19 protein-coding genes are annotated in these 22,229 nt (G+C 55.2%); 14 read left to right on the top strand and 5 right to left on the bottom strand.

Going from position 1 to position 22,229, the window contains the following annotated elements; translation table 11 throughout:
- The first annotated feature begins 90 nt into the window (after nucleotides 1-90).
- Nucleotides 91-777: an SDR family NAD(P)-dependent oxidoreductase gene (locus tag RGQ30_RS15220; protein ID WP_130557417.1), complete on the top strand. Its 687-nt coding sequence runs from the start codon at nucleotides 91-93 to the stop codon at nucleotides 775-777.
- Nucleotides 778-793: 16 nt separating this feature from the next.
- On the opposite strand, the gene RGQ30_RS15215 is transcribed toward RGQ30_RS15220, so the two are convergent.
- On the bottom strand, nucleotides 794-1,411 hold the full coding sequence (locus RGQ30_RS15215; RefSeq protein ID WP_338284550.1) for a TetR family transcriptional regulator: 618 nt from the start codon (nucleotides 1,409-1,411) through the stop codon (nucleotides 794-796).
- A gap of 125 nt (nucleotides 1,412-1,536) precedes the next feature.
- On the opposite strand from RGQ30_RS15215, the gene RGQ30_RS15210 reads away from it, so the two are divergent.
- Genes RGQ30_RS15210 through RGQ30_RS15200 form a run of 3 tightly spaced genes read left to right on the top strand, consistent with a single transcriptional unit; the run spans nucleotide 1,537 to nucleotide 7,428 of the window.
- The gene (locus RGQ30_RS15210) at nucleotides 1,537-2,808 is read left to right on the top strand and encodes an efflux RND transporter periplasmic adaptor subunit (RefSeq protein ID WP_130557419.1); all 1,272 of its coding nucleotides are present in this window, start codon (nucleotides 1,537-1,539) and stop codon (nucleotides 2,806-2,808) included.
- A gap of 11 nt (nucleotides 2,809-2,819) precedes the next feature.
- The gene (locus tag RGQ30_RS15205; RefSeq protein WP_130557420.1) at nucleotides 2,820-5,984 is read left to right on the top strand and encodes an efflux RND transporter permease subunit; all 3,165 of its coding nucleotides are present in this window, start codon (nucleotides 2,820-2,822) and stop codon (nucleotides 5,982-5,984) included.
- Entirely contained in the window at nucleotides 5,977-7,428 is a 1,452-nt protein-coding gene (locus RGQ30_RS15200; protein WP_338284548.1) for an efflux transporter outer membrane subunit, read from the top strand. Before RGQ30_RS15205 ends, RGQ30_RS15200 begins: the two co-directional genes overlap by 8 nt.
- A 58-nt stretch (nucleotides 7,429-7,486) precedes the next feature.
- Here RGQ30_RS15200 and RGQ30_RS15195 read toward each other — a convergent pair whose 3' ends face one another.
- Entirely contained in the window at nucleotides 7,487-9,283 is a 1,797-nt protein-coding gene (locus RGQ30_RS15195; RefSeq protein WP_130557422.1) for a hypothetical protein, read from the bottom strand.
- Nucleotides 9,284-9,458: 175 nt separating this feature from the next.
- Here RGQ30_RS15195 and RGQ30_RS15190 point away from each other — a divergent pair, with 175 nt between their 5' ends.
- The 8 genes from RGQ30_RS15190 to RGQ30_RS15155 all read left to right on the top strand — a co-directional run bounded on the left by RGQ30_RS15190 (nucleotide 9,459) and on the right by RGQ30_RS15155 (nucleotide 17,269).
- The gene (locus RGQ30_RS15190; protein ID WP_338284547.1) at nucleotides 9,459-10,478 is read left to right on the top strand and encodes a metal-dependent hydrolase; all 1,020 of its coding nucleotides are present in this window, start codon (nucleotides 9,459-9,461) and stop codon (nucleotides 10,476-10,478) included.
- Nucleotides 10,479-10,504: 26 nt separating this feature from the next.
- Nucleotides 10,505-12,691 carry an acetyl-CoA hydrolase/transferase C-terminal domain-containing protein gene (locus RGQ30_RS15185; RefSeq protein ID WP_130557423.1) on the top strand — a complete coding sequence of 729 codons (2,187 nt, stop codon included), beginning with the start codon at nucleotides 10,505-10,507 and terminating at the stop codon, nucleotides 12,689-12,691.
- Between the two features lie 65 nt (nucleotides 12,692-12,756).
- The gene (locus RGQ30_RS15180; protein ID WP_130557424.1) at nucleotides 12,757-13,167 is read left to right on the top strand and encodes a hypothetical protein; all 411 of its coding nucleotides are present in this window, start codon (nucleotides 12,757-12,759) and stop codon (nucleotides 13,165-13,167) included.
- Between the two features lie 64 nt (nucleotides 13,168-13,231).
- Entirely contained in the window at nucleotides 13,232-13,507 is a 276-nt protein-coding gene (locus tag RGQ30_RS15175; RefSeq protein ID WP_130557425.1) for a hypothetical protein, read from the top strand.
- A complete protein-coding gene (locus RGQ30_RS15170; protein WP_130557426.1) occupies nucleotides 13,504-14,928 on the top strand; it encodes a TolC family protein in 1,425 nt (474 codons plus the stop codon). The genes RGQ30_RS15175 and RGQ30_RS15170 overlap by 4 nt, the downstream gene beginning before the upstream one ends.
- A 29-nt stretch (nucleotides 14,929-14,957) precedes the next feature.
- A complete protein-coding gene (locus RGQ30_RS15165; protein ID WP_130557427.1) occupies nucleotides 14,958-16,370 on the top strand; it encodes a copper oxidase in 1,413 nt (470 codons plus the stop codon).
- 25 nt (nucleotides 16,371-16,395) lie between these two features.
- Nucleotides 16,396-16,890: a cupredoxin domain-containing protein gene (locus tag RGQ30_RS15160; RefSeq protein WP_130557428.1), complete on the top strand. Its 495-nt coding sequence runs from the start codon at nucleotides 16,396-16,398 to the stop codon at nucleotides 16,888-16,890.
- Nucleotides 16,891-16,909: 19 nt separating this feature from the next.
- On the top strand, nucleotides 16,910-17,269 hold the full coding sequence (locus tag RGQ30_RS15155) for a copper-binding protein (protein WP_130557429.1): 360 nt from the start codon (nucleotides 16,910-16,912) through the stop codon (nucleotides 17,267-17,269).
- A gap of 14 nt (nucleotides 17,270-17,283) precedes the next feature.
- Here the strand turns inward: RGQ30_RS15155 and RGQ30_RS15150 are convergent, their stop codons facing one another.
- From RGQ30_RS15150 to RGQ30_RS15140, 3 genes are read right to left on the bottom strand one after another with little or no spacing between them, the layout of a single operon-like run.
- Nucleotides 17,284-18,048, bottom strand: a complete 765-nt coding sequence (locus RGQ30_RS15150) for a histidine phosphatase family protein (protein WP_130557430.1) — start codon at nucleotides 18,046-18,048, stop codon at nucleotides 17,284-17,286.
- Nucleotides 18,049-18,052: 4 nt separating this feature from the next.
- Nucleotides 18,053-19,138 (bottom strand): phosphotransferase family protein, encoded by a 1,086-nt coding sequence (locus RGQ30_RS15145; protein ID WP_130557431.1) that lies wholly within the window; start codon nucleotides 19,136-19,138, stop codon nucleotides 18,053-18,055.
- A complete protein-coding gene (locus RGQ30_RS15140; RefSeq protein ID WP_130557432.1) occupies nucleotides 19,138-20,367 on the bottom strand; it encodes an acyl-CoA dehydrogenase family protein in 1,230 nt (409 codons plus the stop codon). The genes RGQ30_RS15145 and RGQ30_RS15140 overlap by 1 nt, the downstream gene beginning before the upstream one ends.
- 83 nt (nucleotides 20,368-20,450) lie before the next feature.
- Here RGQ30_RS15140 and RGQ30_RS15135 point away from each other — a divergent pair, with 83 nt between their 5' ends.
- Nucleotides 20,451-21,572 (top strand): SMP-30/gluconolactonase/LRE family protein, encoded by a 1,122-nt coding sequence (locus tag RGQ30_RS15135; RefSeq protein ID WP_130557433.1) that lies wholly within the window; start codon nucleotides 20,451-20,453, stop codon nucleotides 21,570-21,572.
- Between the two features lie 29 nt (nucleotides 21,573-21,601).
- Nucleotides 21,602-22,138: a Dps family protein gene (locus RGQ30_RS15130; RefSeq protein ID WP_130557434.1), complete on the top strand. Its 537-nt coding sequence runs from the start codon at nucleotides 21,602-21,604 to the stop codon at nucleotides 22,136-22,138.
- Nucleotides 22,139-22,229 lie beyond the last annotated feature (91 nt).

The following is a 22,229-nucleotide window of genomic DNA, read 5'->3' as shown; positions in this document are numbered from 1 at the left end:
GGTATTCGAACGGGGCCTGGGCGTCGAATGATCGCATTGGCATGTCAAAATAGAGGGAAATGCACAATTCAACGCGAGGAGTCAATTCACATGAACAGTAGTCCAGTGGCCATCATCACCGGTGCGGCGGGTAACCTGGGGCAGGCCGTGGCCACCCACTTGGGCAGCTTGGGTTATCGTTTGTTGTTGGTTGACCTGAACCAACCCGATTGGGAAGGTGAAAGCGATGCTGTGTCGATTGGCAATGTGGACTTGACCTTGCCGGAACATGCCCAGGAGGTGGTGAACCAGGCTTGGGAATACTTTGGTCAAATTGATGCGGTGGTCAACATCGCGGGTGGTTTTGTGTGGGAACGACAAGCCGAGAGCAGCCTGGACACCTGGAACCTGCAATTCGCCATGAATGTTCAAACCACGGTGAACATGTGCCAAGCCATCTTGCCCCAGTTTCAAGACCAGCAAAGCGGCGTGATTGTGAACATCGGTGCTGCAGCGGCAGGCAAGGCGCTTGAGGGCATGGGTGCGTATGCTGCGGCCAAATCGGCTGTATTGCGCTTGACTGAGGCCTTGGCCGCCGAGAACAAGCACTTGGGCATTCGCGCCAACGCGGTCCTGCCCAGCATTCTGGATACACCCGCCAACCGGGAGGCCATGCCCGATTCAGACCCGGCTGACTGGGTATCGCCAGAATCCTTGGCCGGTGTTATCGCTTTTCTGTTGTCAAATGCTGCCCGCGACATCAACGGAACAGGCATTCCAGTCACTGGCCGGGTGTAAAAACGGGTTCGAAAATCTAGCAGCGGTTGGCCAGGCCGTCTAAATAATTGTCGATGGTGAATTCAGCCTGTTCCATCAAATCAAACAGGTTCGGGCTAAGCACATAATTGGCGAACAGGCCATCGATCAGTGAATGCAAGCCAATTGCTGCCATTCGGGCGTTGGTAGCGGCGGGTAGTTCCCCCTTGTCAATCGCAGCTTGAAAGTCTGTCTCTATGGTGTGCAGGCACCCCTGGATTGTTTCAAGGTGCCTGTCGCGGATGGGCAACATGTCGTCCACCATTTCGGTTTTGTGCATCACGATGTCAAACACACGTTGAATGCGCGGGTTTTCTGCCAGGGTCCTCACCACGTGCATGGAACGGGTGCGCAGATACGCCAGGGGTTGTTGTTCAGGATGCAGGTCGGGCGTGGCGATGAATTCATCCATGGGCAGAATGACCCGTTGCAACATGGCGTCAAATAGGTCAGCCTTGTTCTTGAAGTGCCAGTAAATGGCACCCCGAGTCAGGTTGGCGGCGCGGGCAATGTCGTTCAGCGTGGTCCTGGATACACCCTTTTCTGAAAAAACAGCTTCGGCTGTATCCAGAATCAGGTTGCGTGTTTCCAGTGCTTCTTCCTTGGTTTTTCTCACCACAATTGCCGTCGCCCAATTGAAAAAATTATTTACATACACTCATGCATGTATGTATTATCTGACTTCTCGGTCATTAAATCAACCCGAAAAATTCCCGCAAGGGTTATAACACGGCACGCACCATGTACAGCAACTCATTGAATTCAAAACAAACCCAAGCCTCCCCCTATAGCCGATCATTCGCTGGGGTGACCTTTTTCCCGGCCTTGTTGGTGACTGTATTGTCCACGACTTTGCTCTTGGGCTGTGGTTCAGGTGCAGACGCGCAAGCGCCCGGCGGACCTGCTGGTGGTCAGCCCGCACCTGTGCCGGTGGTGGAGGTGAAAACCGAGCAGTTGGACCTGGTTTACGAGTACCCCGCACAAATTGCCGGTCTTCGCGAGGTTGAAATCCGCGCCCGTGTGGCCGGTATTATCGAGCGCCGCATGTTTGAAGAGGGAGGGCGCGTGAAAAAAGGCCAGTCACTGTACAGCCTTGATAATGCACCCTATCAAACTGCTTTGACGCGCGCTTTGGCCGATGAAAATTCAGCCAAAGTACGCACAGCCCAAGCCGAGCGCGACTACAAACGCGTCATGCCACTGGCTGAAAGCAAGGCTGTTTCTCAGTCTGAGCTAGACGCTGCGCAGTCTGCCTTTGAAGTGGCCAAGGCTGATCAGCAAGTGGCCAGTGCGGCAGTTCGCACAGCCCGCTTGAACCTGGAATACGCGCGGGTTCAGTCACCCGTGAATGGTTTTGCGAGCCGCTCACAGTATTCCGAGGGCAGCTTCGTGTCGGGTCCGTCCGAATTGTTGACCACCGTCACCCAGGTGGACCAGGTGTATGTGAACTTCGGCATTCCTGAAAAAGACCACGAGCAACTGCGCAAAGGCGTGGCCAGCGGGGCAGTCAGCTTGCCCAATGGCGACATGGTGGTTGAAGTGCTGGGAGCCGATGGCGAGCCCATGGGCTTGAAAGCGAAGCTGGGCTTCAAGGATGTGCGGGTGAACCCTGCCACGGGCACTGTGGACGCAAGGGCTGTGTTGGCCAATGACAAGGAAGTGCTGAGCCCGGGCCAGTTTGTGCGGGTGCGCATCAGTGGTGCCGTGCAAAAAGACGCGGTGCTGTTACCGCAGCGTGCCGTGCTGGAAAATCCGGCGGGTGGCAAAGTGGTAATGACCGTCAGCCCGGAAAACACAGTGGCCCCGCGCCCGGTTGAAGTGGCCCAGTGGAAAGGCGACCAGTGGGTTGTCACAAAAGGTCTGGCCAATGGCGACAAGGTGATTACCGACGGCTTCATGAAAGCGCCCCCCGGTACACCGGTAAAACCGGTTATTGCCGGCGATGCAGCACAAGCCCAGCAGGCGCCTGCGCAACCCGCAGCCACACCTGAAGCAACTGAAACCAAGCAGTAAGAGGCCAGACCATGTTTTCGAAATTCTTTATCGACCGGCCTGTGTTTGCGGCCGTGCTGTCGATTTTCATCATGCTGGCCGGTTTGGCCGCCATGCGTGGCTTGCCCATTGCCCAGTATCCAGAAATTGCACCACCCGTGGTGCAGGTACGTGCTGTTTACCCTGGTGCCTCGGCGGAAGTGATCGCCAGCACGGTGGCCGCTCCGATCGAGAACGCCATCAACGGTGTTGAGGACATGATGTACATGAGCTCAACCTCGGCCAGCAGTGGCGTGGTTGAAATCATGGTGACGTTCGAGATTGGCACCGACCCCGACCAGGCCGCCCTGAACGTGAACAACCGAGTAAAACAGGTTGAAAACATCCTGCCGCAGGAAGTGCGCAGGCAGGGTGTGACCGTCAACAAGGGTTCTTCATCGTTCTTGCAGGTATTGGCCTTTTATTCCGAAGACGGCCGGTTTGACGACTTTTACACCTCCAACTACGTCACCTTGAACGTGCTGGACCGCATCAAGCGGATTCCAGGCACTACCAACGTGCAGATTTTCGGTGCGAAAGACTACGCCATGCGCATCTGGATCAAGCCCGACCGCATGGCCCAGCTGAAACTGACTGCAGGCGACATTGCGGCTGCATTGAACGAACAGAATGCCCAGTTTGCAGCAGGCAAGGTGGGGCAGTCGCCGAACAACAACGGCCAGGAACTGGTATATACCGTGACTGCCCAAGGCCGTTTGAGCGAACCGGAAGAATTTGAAAACATCCTGCTTCGCGTGAATGCAGATGGGTCATCATTGCGCCTGAAAGACGTGGCCCGGGTCGAATTGGGTTCGAAAGACTACGACTTCAATGGTCGAATCAACGGCAAGCCCGCCACCTTGGTTGGTGTGTTTCTGCAGCCGGGTGCCAACGCACTGGATGTGGCGCAAACCGTCAAGACCACCATGGATGAAATTTCAGCCGACTTCCCGGAAGGGCTGGACTATGCCGTGCCCTATGACACCACGCGGTTTGTAGAGGTGTCCATTCGCGAAGTGGTTAAAACCCTGGTTGAGGCGATGATTCTCGTGTTCATCGTGGTGTACGTATTTCTGCAAAACTGGCGCGCCACGTTGATCCCGATTTTGGCCGTGCCTGTGTCCCTGCTGGGCGCCTTTGCAGGCTTGTACATGTTGGGTTATTCCATCAACACCCTGACCCTGTTTGGCATGGTTTTGGCCATTGGTATTGTGGTGGACGACGCCATTGTGGTGCTTGAAAACGTCGAACGCATCATGCACGAAGAGGGCTTGAGTGCCCGAAAAGCCGCCATCAAAGCCATGGAAGAAGTCACCGGGCCGGTGATTGCCATTGTGCTGGTGCTGTCAGCGGTGTTCATCCCCATTGGTTTTCTGGGTGGTTTGACCGGCGAGCTGTACCGCCAGTTTGCCATCACCATTTCAATCGCCGTGATTGTTTCCGGCGTGGTCGCGTTGACCATGACGCCTGCCTTGTGCGTGCTGTTGCTCAAGCACGAACACAAAAAGCCGGGCAAGTTCTTCACTGCATTCAACAACTGGTTTGCACGCGTAACCACCCGCTATGTGGGCGGCGTGAAGTTCATCAGCCTGCGCCCCGCGATTGGTATTGGCCTGTTTTTGGTGATGTTGATTGTGACCGCGGGCTTGTTCAAGGCCACACCCGGTTCACTGGTACCCGATGAAGACCAAGGCTATTTCATTGCTGCTGTGTTTTTGCCCGATGGTGCCACCTTGCAGCGCACCGACAAGGTAGTAGCCCAAGTCGTGGATGCCGTGGCCGCCAACCCGGCCAATGAATACTCCGTTGCCTTCACGGGCCTGGACTTTCTGGGCGGCAGCTTTAAAAACAGCGCAGCTACGTTGTTTGTGACTCAACGCCACTGGGACGACCGTGAAGCCGTGACCAAAGACCTGGTGGGTGAATTGTTTGGCCGAACGGCGGGGGTTCAGGAAGGACTTGTGCTGGCTTTTGCACCGCCCCCCATTTTTGGTTTGGGCAATGCGGGCGGTTTCGAGTTTTATATTCAAAACCGGGGTGAGGGTGGATCTGCTGCGCTGGGTAAAGTCATGAACGACTTCATGGCCAAGGCCAACAAAGACCCCCGCCTGGCGGGTGTTCAAACCCTGTGGCGCCCCGGCACCCCGCAGTTGTACGTGGACGTAGACCGTGAACGTGCACGCGCCATGGGTGTGAATGTGAACGAGGTGTTTGACACCTTGTCTGCCAGCATGGGTACCTACTATGTGAACGACTTCAACAAGTTTGGCCGCACTTGGCAGGTATTGATGTCAGCCGATGCGCAGTACCGCAAAAGCCCGACCGATATTGGCAACATGTATGTGCGCTCAAACAAGGGCGAGATGATCCCGATTTCTGCCTTTGCAAAAGTGGAATTTTCACAAGGCCCGGAAACTTTGGAGCGTTTCAACAATCTACCTGCAGTGAAACTGTTGGGCAGTGGCGCACCCGGTGTCAGTTCTGGTGAGGCCATTCAAGCCATTGAAGACATTGCAGCCGAAGTGCTTCCAGCCGATTTCAGCTACGACTTCTCCGGCGCTTCTTTCCAGGAAAAGCGTTCCGCCGGTTCGTCCAGCTTCGCGCTCATTTTGGGCGCATTGATGGTGTTCCTGATTCTGGCCGCACAGTATGAGAAGTGGACACTGCCGTTCTCGGTGTTGCTGGCCATGCCCTTCGGTATTTTTGGTGCGCTGCTTGCCGTGTGGATGCGCGACATGACCAATGACGTTTATTTCCAGATCGGTTTGGTGACCTTGTTGGGCCTGGCTGCCAAGAATGCGATTTTGATCGTGGAGTTTGCCGTGTTAAAGCGCGAGGAAGGCATGTCGGCACTGGACGCCTCCCTTGAAGCAGCCCGTTTGCGGTTCCGCCCCATTTTGATGACCTCGTTTGCGTTTATTCTGGGGGTTGTCCCGCTGGCGTTTTCCAGTGGAGCTGGTGCCGGCGCGCGCGCTGCCGTGGGTACTGGTGTGATGGGTGGCATGACAGCCGCCACATTGCTGGCCATTTTCTTCGTGCCCCTGTTTTACCGCCTGATTGACAGAGGTGAAAAAGGTGGCCGACACCATGACGATGAAGAGGAAGCAAATGATTCATCCAATCAATCTACACACAACAAAGGAGGCGAGCATGTATAAAGCCTTTCCAAAAAAAGCCCTTGCGCTGGGTTTGGCGCTGGCCTTGACAGGCTGCGCCTCTGGAATTCCCTTGCAGGAAAAGTTCACCGGCAAGCCTGAGCAATCCACCGAAGTGGCTTTGCCCGAAAACGTCAAGGGTGTTGGCATGAACAACATCCAGAATGAAGCCTGGTGGCTTTTGCTTGGTGACCCCGGTTTGAATGCGGTGGTTGAACAAGCCTTGAAAAACAACACGGACGTGCGGCTGGCCAATGAACGCCTGAACGAAGCAGGTGCCGTGTTGGGTATTGCCAAGTCACAACAATGGCCCTCCATTTTTGGCCAGTTCACAACCGGTCGTAACCGGCCTTCCCAAGCCGGTAATGTGCCTGTATTCGGTGGGCAAAATGTGTATCAAAGCAATCAGTTTGGTTTTGGAGCCACTTGGGAACTTGACTTGTGGGGTCGTGTGGGGGCGCTGAAAGACGCAGCCAGTGCCAGCTTCATGCAGCAGGGTTACAACGTGCGAGGCGCACGCTTGAGTGTCGCAGCCACAGCGGCTTCGCTCTACACCCAAGTGCGTGTTTTGGGCCTTCAGGTCAAGGTACTGGAGCAAACTCTTGAAAGCCGTGATTCTGCCTACAAACTGGCCAAGCAACGTTACGACGTGGGCTTGAGCAATGAACTTCAACTGCGCCAAACTGAAGCCGAACTGCTGACTGTGCGTGCGCAATTGCCCGATACGCGTGAACAACTAGCCCGCGCGCAAAACGCATTGGCCGTGGTGGTGGGTGGCAACGCGCCTGTGTTGCCTGCCTTGGCTGTGGATAACCTGCAATTAACCAAGCTGTTTATCTTGCCGGAAGACACACCTTCAGAACTGTTACTGCGCAGGCCTGACCTGGCCGCTGCTGAACAGCAGTTGCTGGCTGGTGAAGCCAACCTGGAAGCAGCACGCAAAGCATTTTTCCCCTCAATTGGCTTGAGTGCCTTTGGTGGGCGTGAAAGTGCCGACTTGAGCAATCTGTTCAGTGGCCCAGCCCGCGTGTGGAGCTTCCAGACGCAGATTACCCAACCGATTTTCCAGGCCGGTCGCTTGTTTGATGAACGCGATGCGGCTGTAGCTCGCCGCAACCAGGCCGTGTTGCAATACGAGGCCAGTGTTCGCGCTGCATTCCAGGAAATTTACGACGCCATTGTGGCCCAGCGTGAGGCGCGAGAGCGTTTGCAGGCTCGTCAGGAACAGGTTCAAACCTTGACCCAAGTGGTGCGTCTTGCACAGCTTCGGCTGGACAACGGTGTGGCCAACCAGCTCGAGTTGCTGGATGCCCAGCGCAACCTGTTGAACGCGCAGCTAAGCTGGGCTTCAGCCTGGCAAAGCCAGCAAGGTGCAACGTTGGCGATGATCCGCGCCTTGGGGGGCGGGTTTAGTGCAGAGAAGACCCCGCTGTCAGCGGGGTCTTGATTGGTTTGAATATGGATATTGGCACGTTTTTACAGTGTGCCTTGAGCGGGCAGCCTGATCAGGCTGCCTGACCCTGACGGGCCTGTACTCCAAACAGAGTTGTCACACTTTTGGCATCTTCAAACCAACCCCACTGAGGGTAAGCGCCCTTGTCATTGTAGCCACCCAAAGTACCTTTGGCAGTTTTATCTTTCGCACCATCATTCAGCGAGGTCATGTGGATAGACTGCCCAATTGTGCTTCCTGCATCAAGAATGCCGTGCAGGTTGTTGTGTTCATTGGTGGCCCACACATTCAATAACTGGTCGTCGGTCAGGCCAAACGTATCACCGCCGTTCGATGCGATCAGGCTTTTAAGGCCGGCTACATCTCCATCGATGGCTTTGAGCTTGGCTTGGGCATATACCGCGCCCGCCTCTTTTTCCGAGCCAAATGAACCTGCAGGAAGCATGGCCTGCTTCATCAACATGTTGCCGGTCAGGTAAGCGCCCTTGATTTTTTCTGTATCTGGTTTGTTGTTCAGGTAGGTGCCCGTTTTTTCCAGTGTGGACTGTATGGATGAGATCACTTCGCTGGCGGGGCTCCCGAAAACGGTCTCCATTGCCGCATCATGTGTAGGGCGGTGCATCAGAAAACCCAGGCCATGACTTTCGCCGATGTGCTGGCTAGGCCCATGGGAGTCAGGCGTGATGTATTCACCCAGTGACCTGTCAGTGCCAAGACCAGTCAGTCCATGTTTAGGAGCACTACCCTGTTGTGCGTGTACACCACCTCCATGCCCACCCGCTGCCGCCGTTGCGGTTTCTGTGGCACCACCACCTCCATGACCTCCATGCCCACCCGCTGTTTCTATTGCGGTTGCGGTTTCTGTGGCACCGCCGTGACCACCATGTCCACCTGCTGTTTCTATTGCGGTTGCGGTTTCTGTGGCACCACCGCCGTGACCACCATGTCCACCTGCTGCTGCCGTTGCAGATTCTGTAATGGTGCCTCCGCCCGGACCACCATGTCCACCCGCTGTTGCTGTTGCGGTTTCTGTGGCACCACCGCTGTGACCGCCATGTCCACCTGCTGTTGCTGTTGCGGTTTCTGTGGCACCACCGCCGTGACCGCCATGTCCACCTGCTGTTGCCGTTGCAGATTCTGTGACGGTGCTTCCGCCGTGACCACCATGCCCAGCGCTAGCCGCTGCCGTACTGACTCCAGCACTCTCTGCTTCATCCGTTCGCATTTTGAGCACTGGCTTGCTTGCCTCTGCGCCATGCGTGGCAGCATGGGCCTCAGTATCATCCGGGCAGGTGGAACCATCACACCAGCTTTTCAAGGGGTGCTCGCTGTTGGTGGCATCACCAGTTTCATAATGGTTCAGTGCTTTGGTGGTATCGCCCTCGTAAAGATCAACCAACTGCTTCAGGTGTTGAACCCCCGCGGTAATCGCTTTTGCGGGGTCACTCATGGCTTCCGCCGTTAGTGCTTTGCCTGCAGAGTCTTTCAGGGCGTGTGAAGTTTCACCGTAGACTCCGCCTTCCAGCAGCCCTCCGTGTACGGAGAGTGGTCCATAAACCTGCTCTCCGGTGCCATCGCCCGCGGCATGTGAGCCAGAGGCATTGGCAGCTCCTTTGGATTGAATCATCTCTGTGACCAAGCCAGCAGGTAGGTTTGCGGCTTTTGCAACGTTTTCAGAGTAGTCCAGCCATTGTTCCTGAGGGGCAGCAATGGGAGGGGGTTTGATTTTTCCAGCCTCTTCAAGCCAGTTCTGGGCGCCTTGCGCATCGGCTGGGCCTGGATGTTGTACTGATTCTTCTGTGGCAGCTGGGTGGGGGTGAGCCGCTGCTCCGGAGACGGTTTCGCACATGATAATTCTCGCCGGTCAAGTTGTTTTACGGGTTTCTCCTTAATTAAGTAAACAAGTACGCATATTGGTTCAACTTGAATTCACAGTTTTAGTGTGATGCCTCAAGCAAATTTTTATGCATCGCTTGGTTTTTGGAGCTAATATCAAAAAAATAACAATGACATTGAAGAATGTCATGAATAACAACCAGCAAAGGCGCCTGCCGATGGCGCTGGTGGAGACTGAAATGAACGTTCTGAAAGGCTTGCGCTCAGCGCAGAAACAATCACGCCCTGCGTCCAATACTGACATTCCTTTAAAGCAACGCAATGTGAAGTTTGATTGGTCGGAAACACCCCTGGACTGGATACCCAACGAGCCTTTTTCAAGCTATTTCATCAATGAAATCAACCTGATTTTGCCTGCCGGCGAATTCTGGTTCTGTCGCCTGTACAACAAGGCGCTACCCCTGGTGACCGATGAAAAGCTGAAAGAAGATGTGCGGGGCTTTATCAAGCAGGAAGCCATGCACGCGCGCGGTCATGCCTCGGCCACCGAAGAATACCTGGCTGCACGGGGAATCAAGACCGAGCGCAACCAGAAGCTCATGAAGTGGCTGTTTGACGTGGTGCTGGACGACAACCCCTTCGGCCGAAAGGTGCCCGCTTGGCTGGAGCACCGCTGGTTGCTGACCCGTTTGGGACTGGTGGCCACCATCGAGCACATGACCTGTGTGTTGGGCATGTATGTGCTCGAAAACAAGACTTGGGACAAGTTGAATGCCGACGAGGTGCTGCTCGACCTGATTCGCTGGCACGGTGCAGAAGAAGTAGAGCACCGCAGTGTGGCTTTCGACCTTTACAAACACCTGGGCGGCGATTATTTGTCACGCTATTACCTGGCCGCGGTCGTGGTGCCGATGATCATCGGTTTGTGGGTGGACGGCGCAGCCAATATTGCGGGGCAGGACCCTCGGTTTGCAAAGAAAAAGCCCGCCGTGTACAAACCTTGGATGTGGATTGAGTGGTTCAAGGATTCCCGCAAGGGCCTGTTGCCCAACCCCTTGTGGTTGGTGTTGCAACAGTTGCCGTACTTCAGCCCCTGGTATGACCCAGTCAAAGAAGGCTCGAGTAAATTGGCTCAGGACTACCTGAACAAGTCCCCGGCCGCCATGACAGCCAGCGCCATCGCAGCGAACATGAAGGTGGCTGCTTAATGACCACTTAACCGTTGCGAGAATTCATGCCCACACACAAACCCCTGGTTTTGGACCATGTTGAACTGTGCGTGGACGAAATTCTTCAGCGGCTTGGCAAGCAGATTCGGGTGGGTTTGCCCTTGGGCCTGGGCAAGCCGCCTGAACTGATCAACGCCCTGTACGGTCGAGCCAAAGCCGATCCATCGATTGAATTGACGATCCTCACCGCCTTGTCACTTGAAAAGCCCGTGGGCGGCACTGCCATTGAAGCTGCATTTCTAAAACCTTTTGTGGACCGTGTGTGGGGCGACTGCCCAGACCTGTTGTATGCCGTCGATGCCACGCAGGGAAAATTGCCCGCCAATGTGAAGCTGCAGGAGTTTTTCTTCAAACCGGGCAGCCGCCTGAGCAACACAATTGCCCAGCAAAATTATGTCAGCACCAACTACACTACAGCCGCGCGGGATATTTTTCACTTGGGCTGCAACCTGGCCATGCAGGCGGTTTGCAAGCCTGAAAAAGACGAGGCCACACACTATTCCCTGAGTTGTAATCCGGATACGTCAATTGAACTGGTGCGCATGTTGCAGGAAAGTGGTCGCGCCCACCTGGTGGTGGGTGTGGTGAATCAGCACCTGCCCTACATGGGCCACAGCGCCCTGGTACCTTGCGAGGAATTCGATTTGGTGGTGGACCACCCCCGGTACAGCACCACCCTGTTTTCCACGCCGAAATTGCCGGTGGGGCTGGTGGACTATGCCTTGGGGTTTTATGCCAGTGCGCTGGTTCGCGATGGTGGTACCTTGCAGGTGGGCATCGGCGCTTTGGGCGACGCAGTGGTGCATGCCTTGGGCTTGCGGCACACGGCCAATCCGGATTATCAAAAAGTGTTGAAGGCGCTTCACTGGACAAGCGCTGGCCACGCACTGGCTGAACAAACAGGTGGCAAAGCCGCTTTTGATTCGGGCCTGTACGGTGCAACGGAAATGTTTGTAGATGGCTTTTTGCACCTGATGCAGGTTGGGGTATTGAAGCGCAAGGTTTACGATCACTGGGCTTTGCAGCAACTTGTCAACCAGGGCAGGCTTGACCCAGGCGCGCTGACCCCGGCTGTATTCGACGACCTGGCGGAACTGGGAATGCGGGAAATCACGCCTGTCGACCTTGCAGCATTCAAGCGCCATGGCTTGCTAAACGACCAGGTGTTGCTCGATGGGGTTTGGCTGGTGTTGCCCACCGGCCAACGGGTATTGGCCAATTTAGCTGACCCGCAGGCCAGGCAGGCTTTGGCTGAGCAGGGGTTGGCCAGCAATGGCGCAGGCGCGAAACTGAAGGGTGGCACCGTACTGCATGCCGGTTTTTTCCTGGGCCCAAGCGCCATGTATTCCGCGTTGAAGAACATGCCACAAGCCGAGCGCGATGCCATTCACATGCTGGGCGTTGAGCATGTGAATCAACTCGATTTGAACCACGGCTTGTACAGTGCGCAGCGCATGCATGCCCGGTTTATCAACACCGGCATCGTGGCCACACTGGGTGGGGCGGTGGTGTCCGATGGTTTGGCCGATGGCCGGGTTATTTCCGGCGTTGGCGGGCAGTATAATTTTGTCGCCATGGCGCACCAGTTGCCCACGGCGCGCAGTATCTTGATGATTCGTTCCGTGCGCGAGAACGAAACCGGTGGCAAGGCCAGCAGCAATATTGTGTTCAATTACGGCCATTGCACCATACCCCGGCACCTGCGCGACATTGTGGTGACCGAATACGGCATCGCCGACTTGCGTGGTAAGTCGGACTCTGATGTGGCTAAAGCGCTGATTGAAGTCGCAGATTCCCGCTTTCAGGCTGCGCTGTTGAAACAAGCCCAGGAAGCAGGCAAGATCGAATCGGATTATCAAATTCCCGAGGCATTTCGACACAACACCCCCGACAACCTTGCTGCCCGGTTGACTGCGTTGGAGCAACAAGGCTTGTTGCCCGCCTTTCCCCTGGGGTGCGACTTCACGGAGCAAGAGTGGGTGCTTGCCCAAGCCTTGAGCCGGGTGAAAGCCCAAGCCGCCACCACACCCAAATGGAAGTTGTTGTTGAGCACCCTGATGGCTGGCAAACCGCCCGCGGCGGCCACGCTTTACCTGGCGCGAATGGATCTGACCCAGCCTCGTGGTTTACAAGCCAGGGTAGTGCGCGCATTGTTGGTCAAGCAGTTGAAAAGACTAGGTGCGCTGAGTTAGCTTGCGGATGGAATGCAACCTTTCCCGGCTTGCCGAGTCGATGTACAGGTGCTATGTTGCGATCTATGACAAAAGTGGTCAAAACCGTTCTACTGTGGATGATGTTGTGTGCGTTGCCTGTTCAAGGCATGGCGCAGGCCACCATGTTTGCATGCCACTTGCAGGGCAAGGCTTCGACACAGGTCAGCGGTGCCGCCGGCTCAGCCCACGTGGTGGAGCACAGCGGCATGGACCACAGCATGCACACCAGCGCCGCCAGTGAGCACACCAGTTCGGATTCATCCAAAAAACTGATGAAGTCGCTCCACGGTTGCTGCAATTGCGCACCCACCTGCGCGGTGGTTTTGGTTTCAATGTCTCAGATCAGTTTTGATGTGGTGCAGCACGACACCATTCACCCCGTTTCTTCCTCCCAGCTTCCTTATTCGGCCGACACGCGTCGAATAGACCGACCGCCAAAGTTACTCGCCATCTGATTCGCGGGCAAGGGGTGGATGAACCACTGCGCTTGCCCTTTGTATTGAATGATTGCGAGGATTTATGAAGCTCCATTACCTAGTCGCGCTGGCCTTGTGGGGTTTGGCATGGCCTGTCCACAGCGACACAGCAGCGCAAACACTTGAATATCAATCGGCTTTTGAGGGCTACCAGGCCTATTCGGACCTTGAAATTCAAAACTGGCCCACAATGAATGAATTGGTTGATGAAATTGGTGGCTGGCGTGTCTACGCCCGCGAGCCTTATGAAAACAGCGAAAGCCCGGCTCAGCCAAAAGAAGAAATGCCCGTTCAACAGAAGAATGGAGGTGTGCGATGAACACCGCCCCTGCTGTTCAAAAAACATCCATTGCCTTGGCGGTGCTTTTGCTCGCGGGTTGTGCCACGGTGAACATCAACGAGTCGATCGAGCAGACCAATCAGGAATTGAATGGTTTTACCAAGGGCCAATTAAGCCTTGTTCAAACTGATGCGCAGCGCCAGGCCATGGCAGCCAAGGCCAGTGACATATTAAAAGAACCCTTGAGCCAGCCTGCAGCGGTGGAACTAATGCTGACCCACAGCCCGCAGTTTCAAACCGTACTGGCCGAGAGTTGGGCGCAAGCAGCCCTGGCTGCACAGGGCGGCCGCATCCACAACCCGGTGTTTGCGTTCGAGCGTTTGCGCATCAGGGATGAGCTGGAGCTTGGCCGTTTGCTCAGTTTTGGTCTGCTTGACTTGCTAAGCTTTCCGGCCCGGCAAGGCATTGCCCGCACGCAAATTGACCGGGCGCAATTGCAGTTGACCGGCAACGTGGTCGATCAGGTGACGCAGGTTCGCCAGGCCTGGGTTGACGCAGTGGCTGCCCAACAGGCGCATACCTACGCGCAGCAGGTGTTTGAAAGTGCGCAGACCAGCGCTGAGCTGGCCCGGCGCATGCAGGAAGTGGGCAATTTTACCCGCTTGCAGCGTGCACGCCAGCACAGCTTTTATGCCGATGCGGCCGTGAATTTGGCTGCCACCCGGCACAAGGCAACCAGCAGCCGCGAGGCCCTGGTTCGCATGCTGGGTTTGAGCAGTGAGCAGGCAGCACAATTGAAGCTGCCCGAGCGCCTGCCCGATTTGCCTGAAGCACCAAAGGCCCCTTCTGAGGTGGCCAAGCGGGGTGAAGACCGCCTGGATGTGCGCATGGCCAAACAGGGTTTTGAGGCCAGCGTCAAATCGCAGGGGTTGGGCAATATAGCCAGCTTTCTGGACATTGAAGCGGGTGTGCGTTACGACACTGATTTTGAAAACGACACGGGCGAGCGCAGCAACAAAAAAGGGTATGAGATTGAATTGGCCCTGCCGATTTTTGACTGGGGCGGCATGAAACGCGACGCCATGAATGCCAATACCCTGGCTGCGGCCAACCGGCTTGAAGCCACCCTACGAAATGCGCAATCCACCCTGCGGGAAAGCTACTCGGCTTACCGCACCACCTACGACATTGCACGCCATTACCGCGATGAAATCTTGCCACTGAAGCAAACCATCGCCGATGAAAACCTGCTGCGTTACAACGGTATGTTCATTGGGGTGTTTGAACTGTTGGCAGACAGTCGCGACCAGGTGAATACGGTTGTTCAAGCCATCAACGCCCAAGCTGATTTCTGGCGGGCCGATGCGGCCTTGCAAGCCACCGTGGTGGGCAAGCCCATGACGGTGTCGGTCAGCGGTGCGGCAGCAAATGCTGGCGGCAACGCCGGCGGTGGCCATTGAGCCATGGCACAGACAAAAGGATTTTAAATATGACTTCCAGACGAGATTTTTTTAAAGCAGCAGCACTGACAGGCGGTGCAGTGGCTGCCGCAAGCGTGAGCAAAGTGGCGATGAGCGCCTTGCCCGAACCGGTTTTACAAACTTCGCCGGACACCATGCCCCCTCTGGTGCCCAACACAGGGCGGCCTTACAACCCGGTGGTGACCCTCAATGGCTGGACCTTGCCTTGGCGGATGAATCAGGGTGTGAAGGAATTCCACCTGGTGGCTGAACCCGTGTTGCGTGAAATGGCACCCGGCATGACCGCCCACCTGTGGGGTTACAACGGCCAAAGCCCCGGCCCCACTATTGAAGTAGTGGAAGGCGACCGCGTGCGTATTTTTGTGACCAACAAGTTGCCCGAGCACACCAGCGTGCACTGGCATGGCCAGCGTTTGCCCAATGGAATGGATGGGGTGACGGGCTTGAACCAGCCTGGTATTCCTGCCGGAAAAACTTTTGTGTATGAATTTGAGGCCCGCAGGCCCGGCACCTTCATGTACCACCCGCATGCTGATGAAATGGTGCAAATGGCCATGGGCATGATGGGGTTCTGGGTGACGCACCCGAAAAACAAGCACCCGCTGATCAGTGATGTGGATCGCGATTACTGCTTTTTGCTCAACGCCTATGACATTGATCCAGGTGCCTACACACCGAAAATCATGACCATGCTCGACTTCAATTTGTGGACCTGGAACAGCCGCCTGTTTCCGGGTATTTCGCCCTTGGTGGCACGCAAAAATGATCGGGTTCGACTTCGCGTGGGCAACCTGACCATGACCAATCACCCCATTCACATTCATGGCCACGAGTTTGAAGTGACCGGCACAGACGGCGGGCCTACACCCAAGGCAGGCCGATGGCCCGAAGTGACCGTGGACATTGCGGTGGGGCAAATGCGGCAAATGGAATTCATTGCGAGTGAAGAGGGCGACTGGGCATTTCATTGCCACAAAAGCCACCACACCATGAATGCCATGGGCCACGATGTGCCCACGATGATTGGTGTTGATCATCGTGGCATGACGAAAAAAATCACCAAGCTGATACCTGATTACATGGTGATGGGTGAGCGCGGCATGGCCGACATGTCGGAAATGCAAATGCCCTTGCCCGACAATACTCTGCCCATGATGACGGGGGAAGGACCGTTTGGTTCGGTTGAAATGGGTGGCATGTTCAGCATGCTGAAGGTGCGCAAGGATCAAAAGCCTGGTGATTATTCAGACCCTGGCTGGTACAAACACCCCGAGGGCACTATTGCCTATGAGTTTACGGGTGAACTGGCCAAGCCTGCGCGCAGTAGCGGTGCCGGCCAACCGAGCATGAAACTGGCGCAAAAGCAGCAGCCCCACATCGAATTGAAGGTACGCAAGCCAACGGGTCATGCGGGACATTGAAACTAATTTGAGTCAAGGAGTGTCAATGTTGAAGTTTTCTGGAATTGTTTTGGCCTGTGTTGCGTTAATGGGCTATATGGGCAATATTGCGTTCGCTCACGGCGAGAAGAAAGGGAATACGGCGCCAGTGGTGAAGGAACAAACTGCCTGGGGCATTGCGGGTCATGCTTCAAAGGTAGTTCGCACCATTGATGTCAGCATGGGTGACGACATGCGATTCAAGCCGGGCAGGATGGAAGTACGAGAAGGTGAAACCATTCGTTTTGTGGTCCGCAACACGGGTGCTTTGCTGCATGAATTTGTGATTGGAACACCTGCCGAGAATGCCAGGCATGCCGAGTTGATGCTGAAGTTTCCGGGCATGGAACACGACGAGCCGTACATGGCGCATGTGGCCCCAGGCAAAGCTGGCGAAATTGTGTGGCTGTTCAACAAGGCGGGTGAATTTGAATTTGCCTGTTTGATGGCAGGTCATTTTCAGGCGGGCATGGTGGGTACAATCACCGTAACAGCCAAATAATTTTTGAAGGAGTAAAACCATGAAAAATGTATTGAAATCAAGTGCGATTGCCTTGCTCTTGTTGAGTGCAAGTGCCGCTTATGCCAACGACCATACGGTGCACGTTGGTGGTCACGAGCACACGAACAAACCCAAAGCTCAAGTGACCCGCCAAACGGAACTTGCCGAAGGGGAAATTCGCAAGATCAACAAGAGCACCGGCAAGATCACTGTTAAGCATGGTGAAATCAAGAGTGTTGAAATGCCGCCCATGACCATGGTGTTTGGTGTCGCCGACAAAGCCATGCTGGAAGGCTTGAATGAAGGCGACAAGGTGAAGTTCAATGTGAAGCAGGAAGGCTCGAATTACACCGTGACTGAAATCAGAAAAGCGCAGTAAATCTTGTTGTTGACTCAGCGATAGGAAATCAGGCCATTGGGTTTGGTGGCAAATGCTTCCAGCCCACCGGCCTGGTCAGCCAGTACACCCGCAATTTCACCCTCGAAGTGGGCTTGTTCGTTGAAGCTGGCCAGGCTGACGCCACGCTGGCCGAACAGCAGTTTGCTGACACTGCAATTGGTGATCATCCAGTTCATCAGGAAGGCATTGGCATCGGGCAGTTGCAGCAGGTTTTGAACAATGGCTGTAATTGGCCCACCCGAAGTAAATACCACTACATTGGCCGAGCCTGTGCCCTGTTTCAGTTGCATTGCTCGCGCAGTGACCGAACCCAGACCGCTCATGACGCGGGTTTTAAAGGAGCGCCAGCTTTCAGGGTAGTCCTCATCATGTTCACCACTGACCCACCGCGCAATCGCTTTTTCAAAAATTTGCTGAAAAGCCTTGCGCGGGTCGGCGTTGCTCATCACCTGTTTTTCAAAAACATCTGAGTCATCGAACTGGCCAATCAGGGCCTGCAAAATGGCTTCATGGTCATACTCGTTCAGACCGGCGTGTTGAACAGGTTCCTGGTGAACGCCATAGGTGCTGGCAAAGGCCTGTGCAGTTTGCAAATGCCTGTTCATGCTGCCGCTGAAAAAGCCATGCAGGCGAATTTTGCGCGCCCTGAACCACGCGCCAAGTTGCGCCGCCTGCAGTTGGCCAAGGGCCGACAAGTTATCGTAATCCGCACTGTCAAAACTGGCTTGACCGTGACGAACCAGGTAAATGGTGCCCATGCTTTTACCCTTGGCGGCCTGATTGCTTGATCAGGGATTTGCAGCGCCAGTTGACGTAGTTCACCATGATCCAGAAGTTTTTAAAGGCTGGGTTGCGGGTTTGACGGTAGTAGTAGCGGTAATAAATCTGCTGCGCAATCACCGCAATACGGAACAAACCGAACACCTCGTAGAAAGTCCAGTTGTCGGTGTGCAGGCCGGTTTTTTCTAGGTAGTACTTCACCATTTCTTTGCGGGTCAGCATGCCGGGCAGGCTGGAAGGTTGTCGTTGCAGCATCTTCATGAAAAAGTTGTCGTCGCCCTGCACCCAGTAGGTGATCACGCTGCCCAGATCCATCAGGGGGTCGCCGACCGTAGACAGCTCCCAGTCCAGCGTGCCAATAATCTCGGTGGGGTTGTTTGGGTTTAGCACCACGTTGTCCAGCCGCCAGTCGTTGTGGATCATGCAAAGCTTCACATCGTCCGGGCAGTTTGCATCCAGCCACTTGCGCACTGAATTGAACGAGCTGACATTCCAGGTGCGTACTTTGTCATAGCGCTGATTCCAGCCATCGAGTTGGCGGCGCGTGTAACCACTGCCTTTGCTCAACACGTCCAGCCCGCTGCTGTAAATATCGATTTGATGCAGTTCAATCAGGCGGTCCAGGAAATTAGTGCTCAACTCTCGGGCTTCGTCCTTGCTCAAGGCCATGCCGCGCGGCATGTGCTTGCGAGGAATAATGCCTTCAATGCGCTCCATCACATAAAACTCGCTGCCAATCACTGATTCATCGGCACAGTGGCCCACCATCCTTGGCACATGGGGGTACACGGGCTTCAGCAGGCTTTGAATCCGGTATTCGCGGCCCATGTCATGCGCCCCCTTGGCCTTGGTGCCCTTGGGGGGGCGGCGCAATATCAGGTCTGCTTCCGGGTATTTCAAGCGGTAAGTCCAGTTGGACGCACCGCCAGAAAACTGGGTCAATTCCGGTGTGTCGCTCAGTGCCAGACCCTGTGTGCGAAGCCACGCGGTGACTGCTTGCGTGTCCAGTTCCTCGCCTTTTCGAACTGCGCTGCCGGAATCAATGACTTGTTTCACAGCGTCGACCATTATTTGAATCCCCTCTTCATCATCTCGATGCGGGCAATCACGCCTTTGTGCACTTCATCCGGCCCGTCGGCCAGGCGCAGGCTTCGTGCCTGGATGTAAAACCCGGACAATGGCGTGTCGCGGCTCACACCCGCACCACCGTGCATTTGAATGGCCATGTCCACCACCTGTTCCAGCACATTGGGCGCCACCACCTTGATGGCCGCAATCTCTGTCATGGCGCCGAGCGCGCCCAGTTGGTCAAGTTTCCATGCAGCGTACAAGGTCAGCAAGCGGGCCTGGTCTATCGCCAGGCGGGCCTCGGCCACCCGTTCGCGGTTACCGCCCAGGTTGATCAGCGGTTTGCCAAAGGCAACGCGGGAAATGCCGCGTTTGATCATCAGGTCCAGTGATTCTTCTGCGGCCCCAATGCAGCGCATGCAGTGGTGAATTCGGCCAGGCCCCAAGCGACCTTGTGCGATTTCGAAGCCTTTGCCCAAACCGGCAATGACATTGCCCAGCGGCACACGCACATTGTTGAATTCCACCTCGCCATGGCCATGTGGTTCATCGTGAGTGCCAAACACGGGCAGCATGCGCTTGATGGTCACTCCCGGTGTATTCAAGGGCACCAGTACCATGGTGTGCTGGTGGTGCCGATCCAGGTCGGGGTTCTCGGTTCGCGCCATGACAATGGCAATTTTCGCGCGAGGGTCGCCGATGCCGCTGCTCCACCACTTGGTCCCGCTGATGACCACCTCATCGCCTTCCAGCGTGGCGGTGGCTTGCATGTTGGTGGCGTCGCTGCTGGCCACATCAGGTTCTGTCATGCAGAACACGGAGCGAATTTCACCGGCCAGCAAGGGTTCCAGCCATTCCTTTTTTTGCGCATCGCTGCCGTATTTCCAGAGCACTTCCATGTTGCCGGTGTCGGGGGCGTTGCAGTTGAACACCTCTGGGGCCATGAGGCTGCGGCCTGTTTCCTCGGCCACCAGGGCATATTCCATCGTGCTCAGGCCTGCGCCCAGCTTGTTGTCGGGCAGAAACATGTTCCACAATCCCGCTTCGCGGGCCTTGCTTTTCAGGGCTTCCATTTCCGGGGGGATGCGCCAGTGCTTCCATTCGCGGCCATTGCATTGGGCCTCGATTTTGTCCCAGTAAGCCGCTTCAATGGGCGCTATCTCGGTTTTCATGAAGGCGCGAACGCGCTTTACAAAGTCTTGCGCCTTGGCGCTGGGTTCAAAATTCACAACCTGTCTCCTGATTTTTTGAGTGCCCGGATTGTTTCCTCCGATATCATCCATGCTATCGGAAAACAGAAGGTGTCAACAACATGCGTGCTTTGGGTAAAGTTTTGATTGCGGTTGTATTGTTGCCAGTTGCGCTGGTTTGCGGTGTGGTGGTGTTTGATTCCACCCCGGCCGAGCCGGTCAGCTGGGTTGCACCACCCATGCCCAGCATGGATTCTGGGCCGTATGCCAGAAACACTTTGCTGGACGATGCCCAGGTGTTTGGCACTTACAACCTGTTGCAACCTGAATCGATTGCAGTGGGGCCTGATGGCTTGCTGTACACCGGCATGAACACCGGTGAAATTGTGCGCTTCAACCCTGAGAAGATGCAGGTTCAGGAAAGCTTGCAGACCACGCCTTTTGACTTGATTGCCAACACGCGGGGGCGGCCTTTGGGTTTGGTTTTTCATCCCGAAGGGTTTCTGGTGGTGGCCGATGCGATCAAGGGCTTGTTGAAGGTGACGCTGCAAGGCGAGGTCAGTGTGCTGGCGGTGGAGTCCGAAGGTTTGCCGTTCAAGTTTGTAGACGATGTGGCTGTGAGCGCCGACGGGCGATACGCCTATTTTTCGGATGCCTCCAGCAAATTTGATTTGAACAGCTATGTGCTTGACGTGCTGGAACATGCAGGCAATGGCCGCCTGTTACGCTACGATTTTCAAACTGGAGAGACCAAAACATTACTCAGCGGTTTGCAATTTGCCAACGGTGTCACAATATCAAAAGGTGGTGAGTATGTTCTGGTGAACGAAACTGCGGACTACAAAATCACCCGTTACTGGTTGCGAGGCGAGAAGACAGGCCAAAGCGACACTTTCGCCGAAGGCCTTCCCGGCTTTCCAGACAACATTCGAACAGACAGCGATGGCAATTACTGGGTCGCAATTCCCAGCCTGCGCGACCCTTTGCTGGATTCTTTGGCTGACAAGCCAGGTATTCGCAAAGCCATGGCAAAATTGTTGAACCACGTCCAGTTTCCGATCAAACCGTATGCCATGGCCATTGCACTAAGCCCGAAAGGCACCGTGATTGCCAATCTGCAAGCAGAAAAGGCGGGCGGCTACTTTTACTATGTGACGCAGGTGACGCCCTTTAATGGCAAACTGTATCTGGGTTCGGTGCACATCAATGGTGTGGCAACTATTTCCAACCCGTTCAGTCAATAATCTATTCAATTAATAACGGAGAGTATTCCATGGCAAAAACAGCTGCGAAAACCAGCGTGAAATCCAGAACATCCAGCAAGAAGCCTGACATGCCTTCCATCAATATTGGTATTCCTGACGCCAAGCGTGCAGCGATCGCCCAAGGCTTGAGCCGGTTGCTGGCAGAAACTTATACGCTTTACCTGACCACGCACAATTTTCACTGGAACGTGACTGGCAAGATGTTCAATACATTGCACACCATGTTCATGGGCCAATACACTGAGATGTGGAATGCGGTAGACCCAATCGCTGAGCGCATTCGTGCTCTGGGTTTTCACGCCCCGGGTTCTTACGCAGCCTTCTCAAAATTGAGTACCTTGAAAGATGCACCGGCTACGCCACCCAAGGCCATGGAAATGGTTGAAATCCTGGCCAAGGGACATGAAGCAATCGCCCGCACAGCCCGTGAAATTTTTCCTGTGATTGAAGATGGTGATGACCTGCCTTCAGCGGATCTTCTCACCCAGCGCATGGACGTTCACGAGAAAACAGCCTGGATGCTGCGCGCCTTGCTTGAGGATTAATGGCATTGAGCCGTTGATATAACCTGCATGGGTGGGACCTGAAATTGTTCTGCCCACCTGCATCTGTCTGTTTCAACCCAGTGTAGTGTTA

Origin of the sequence: Limnobacter thiooxidans (assembly GCF_036323495.1) — a bacterium.
Taxonomy (GTDB): domain Bacteria; phylum Pseudomonadota; class Gammaproteobacteria; order Burkholderiales; family Burkholderiaceae_B; genus Limnobacter; species Limnobacter thiooxidans.
The sequence above is the reverse complement of the archived record's forward strand: the minus strand, read 5'-3'. Positions and strand labels throughout refer to the sequence as shown.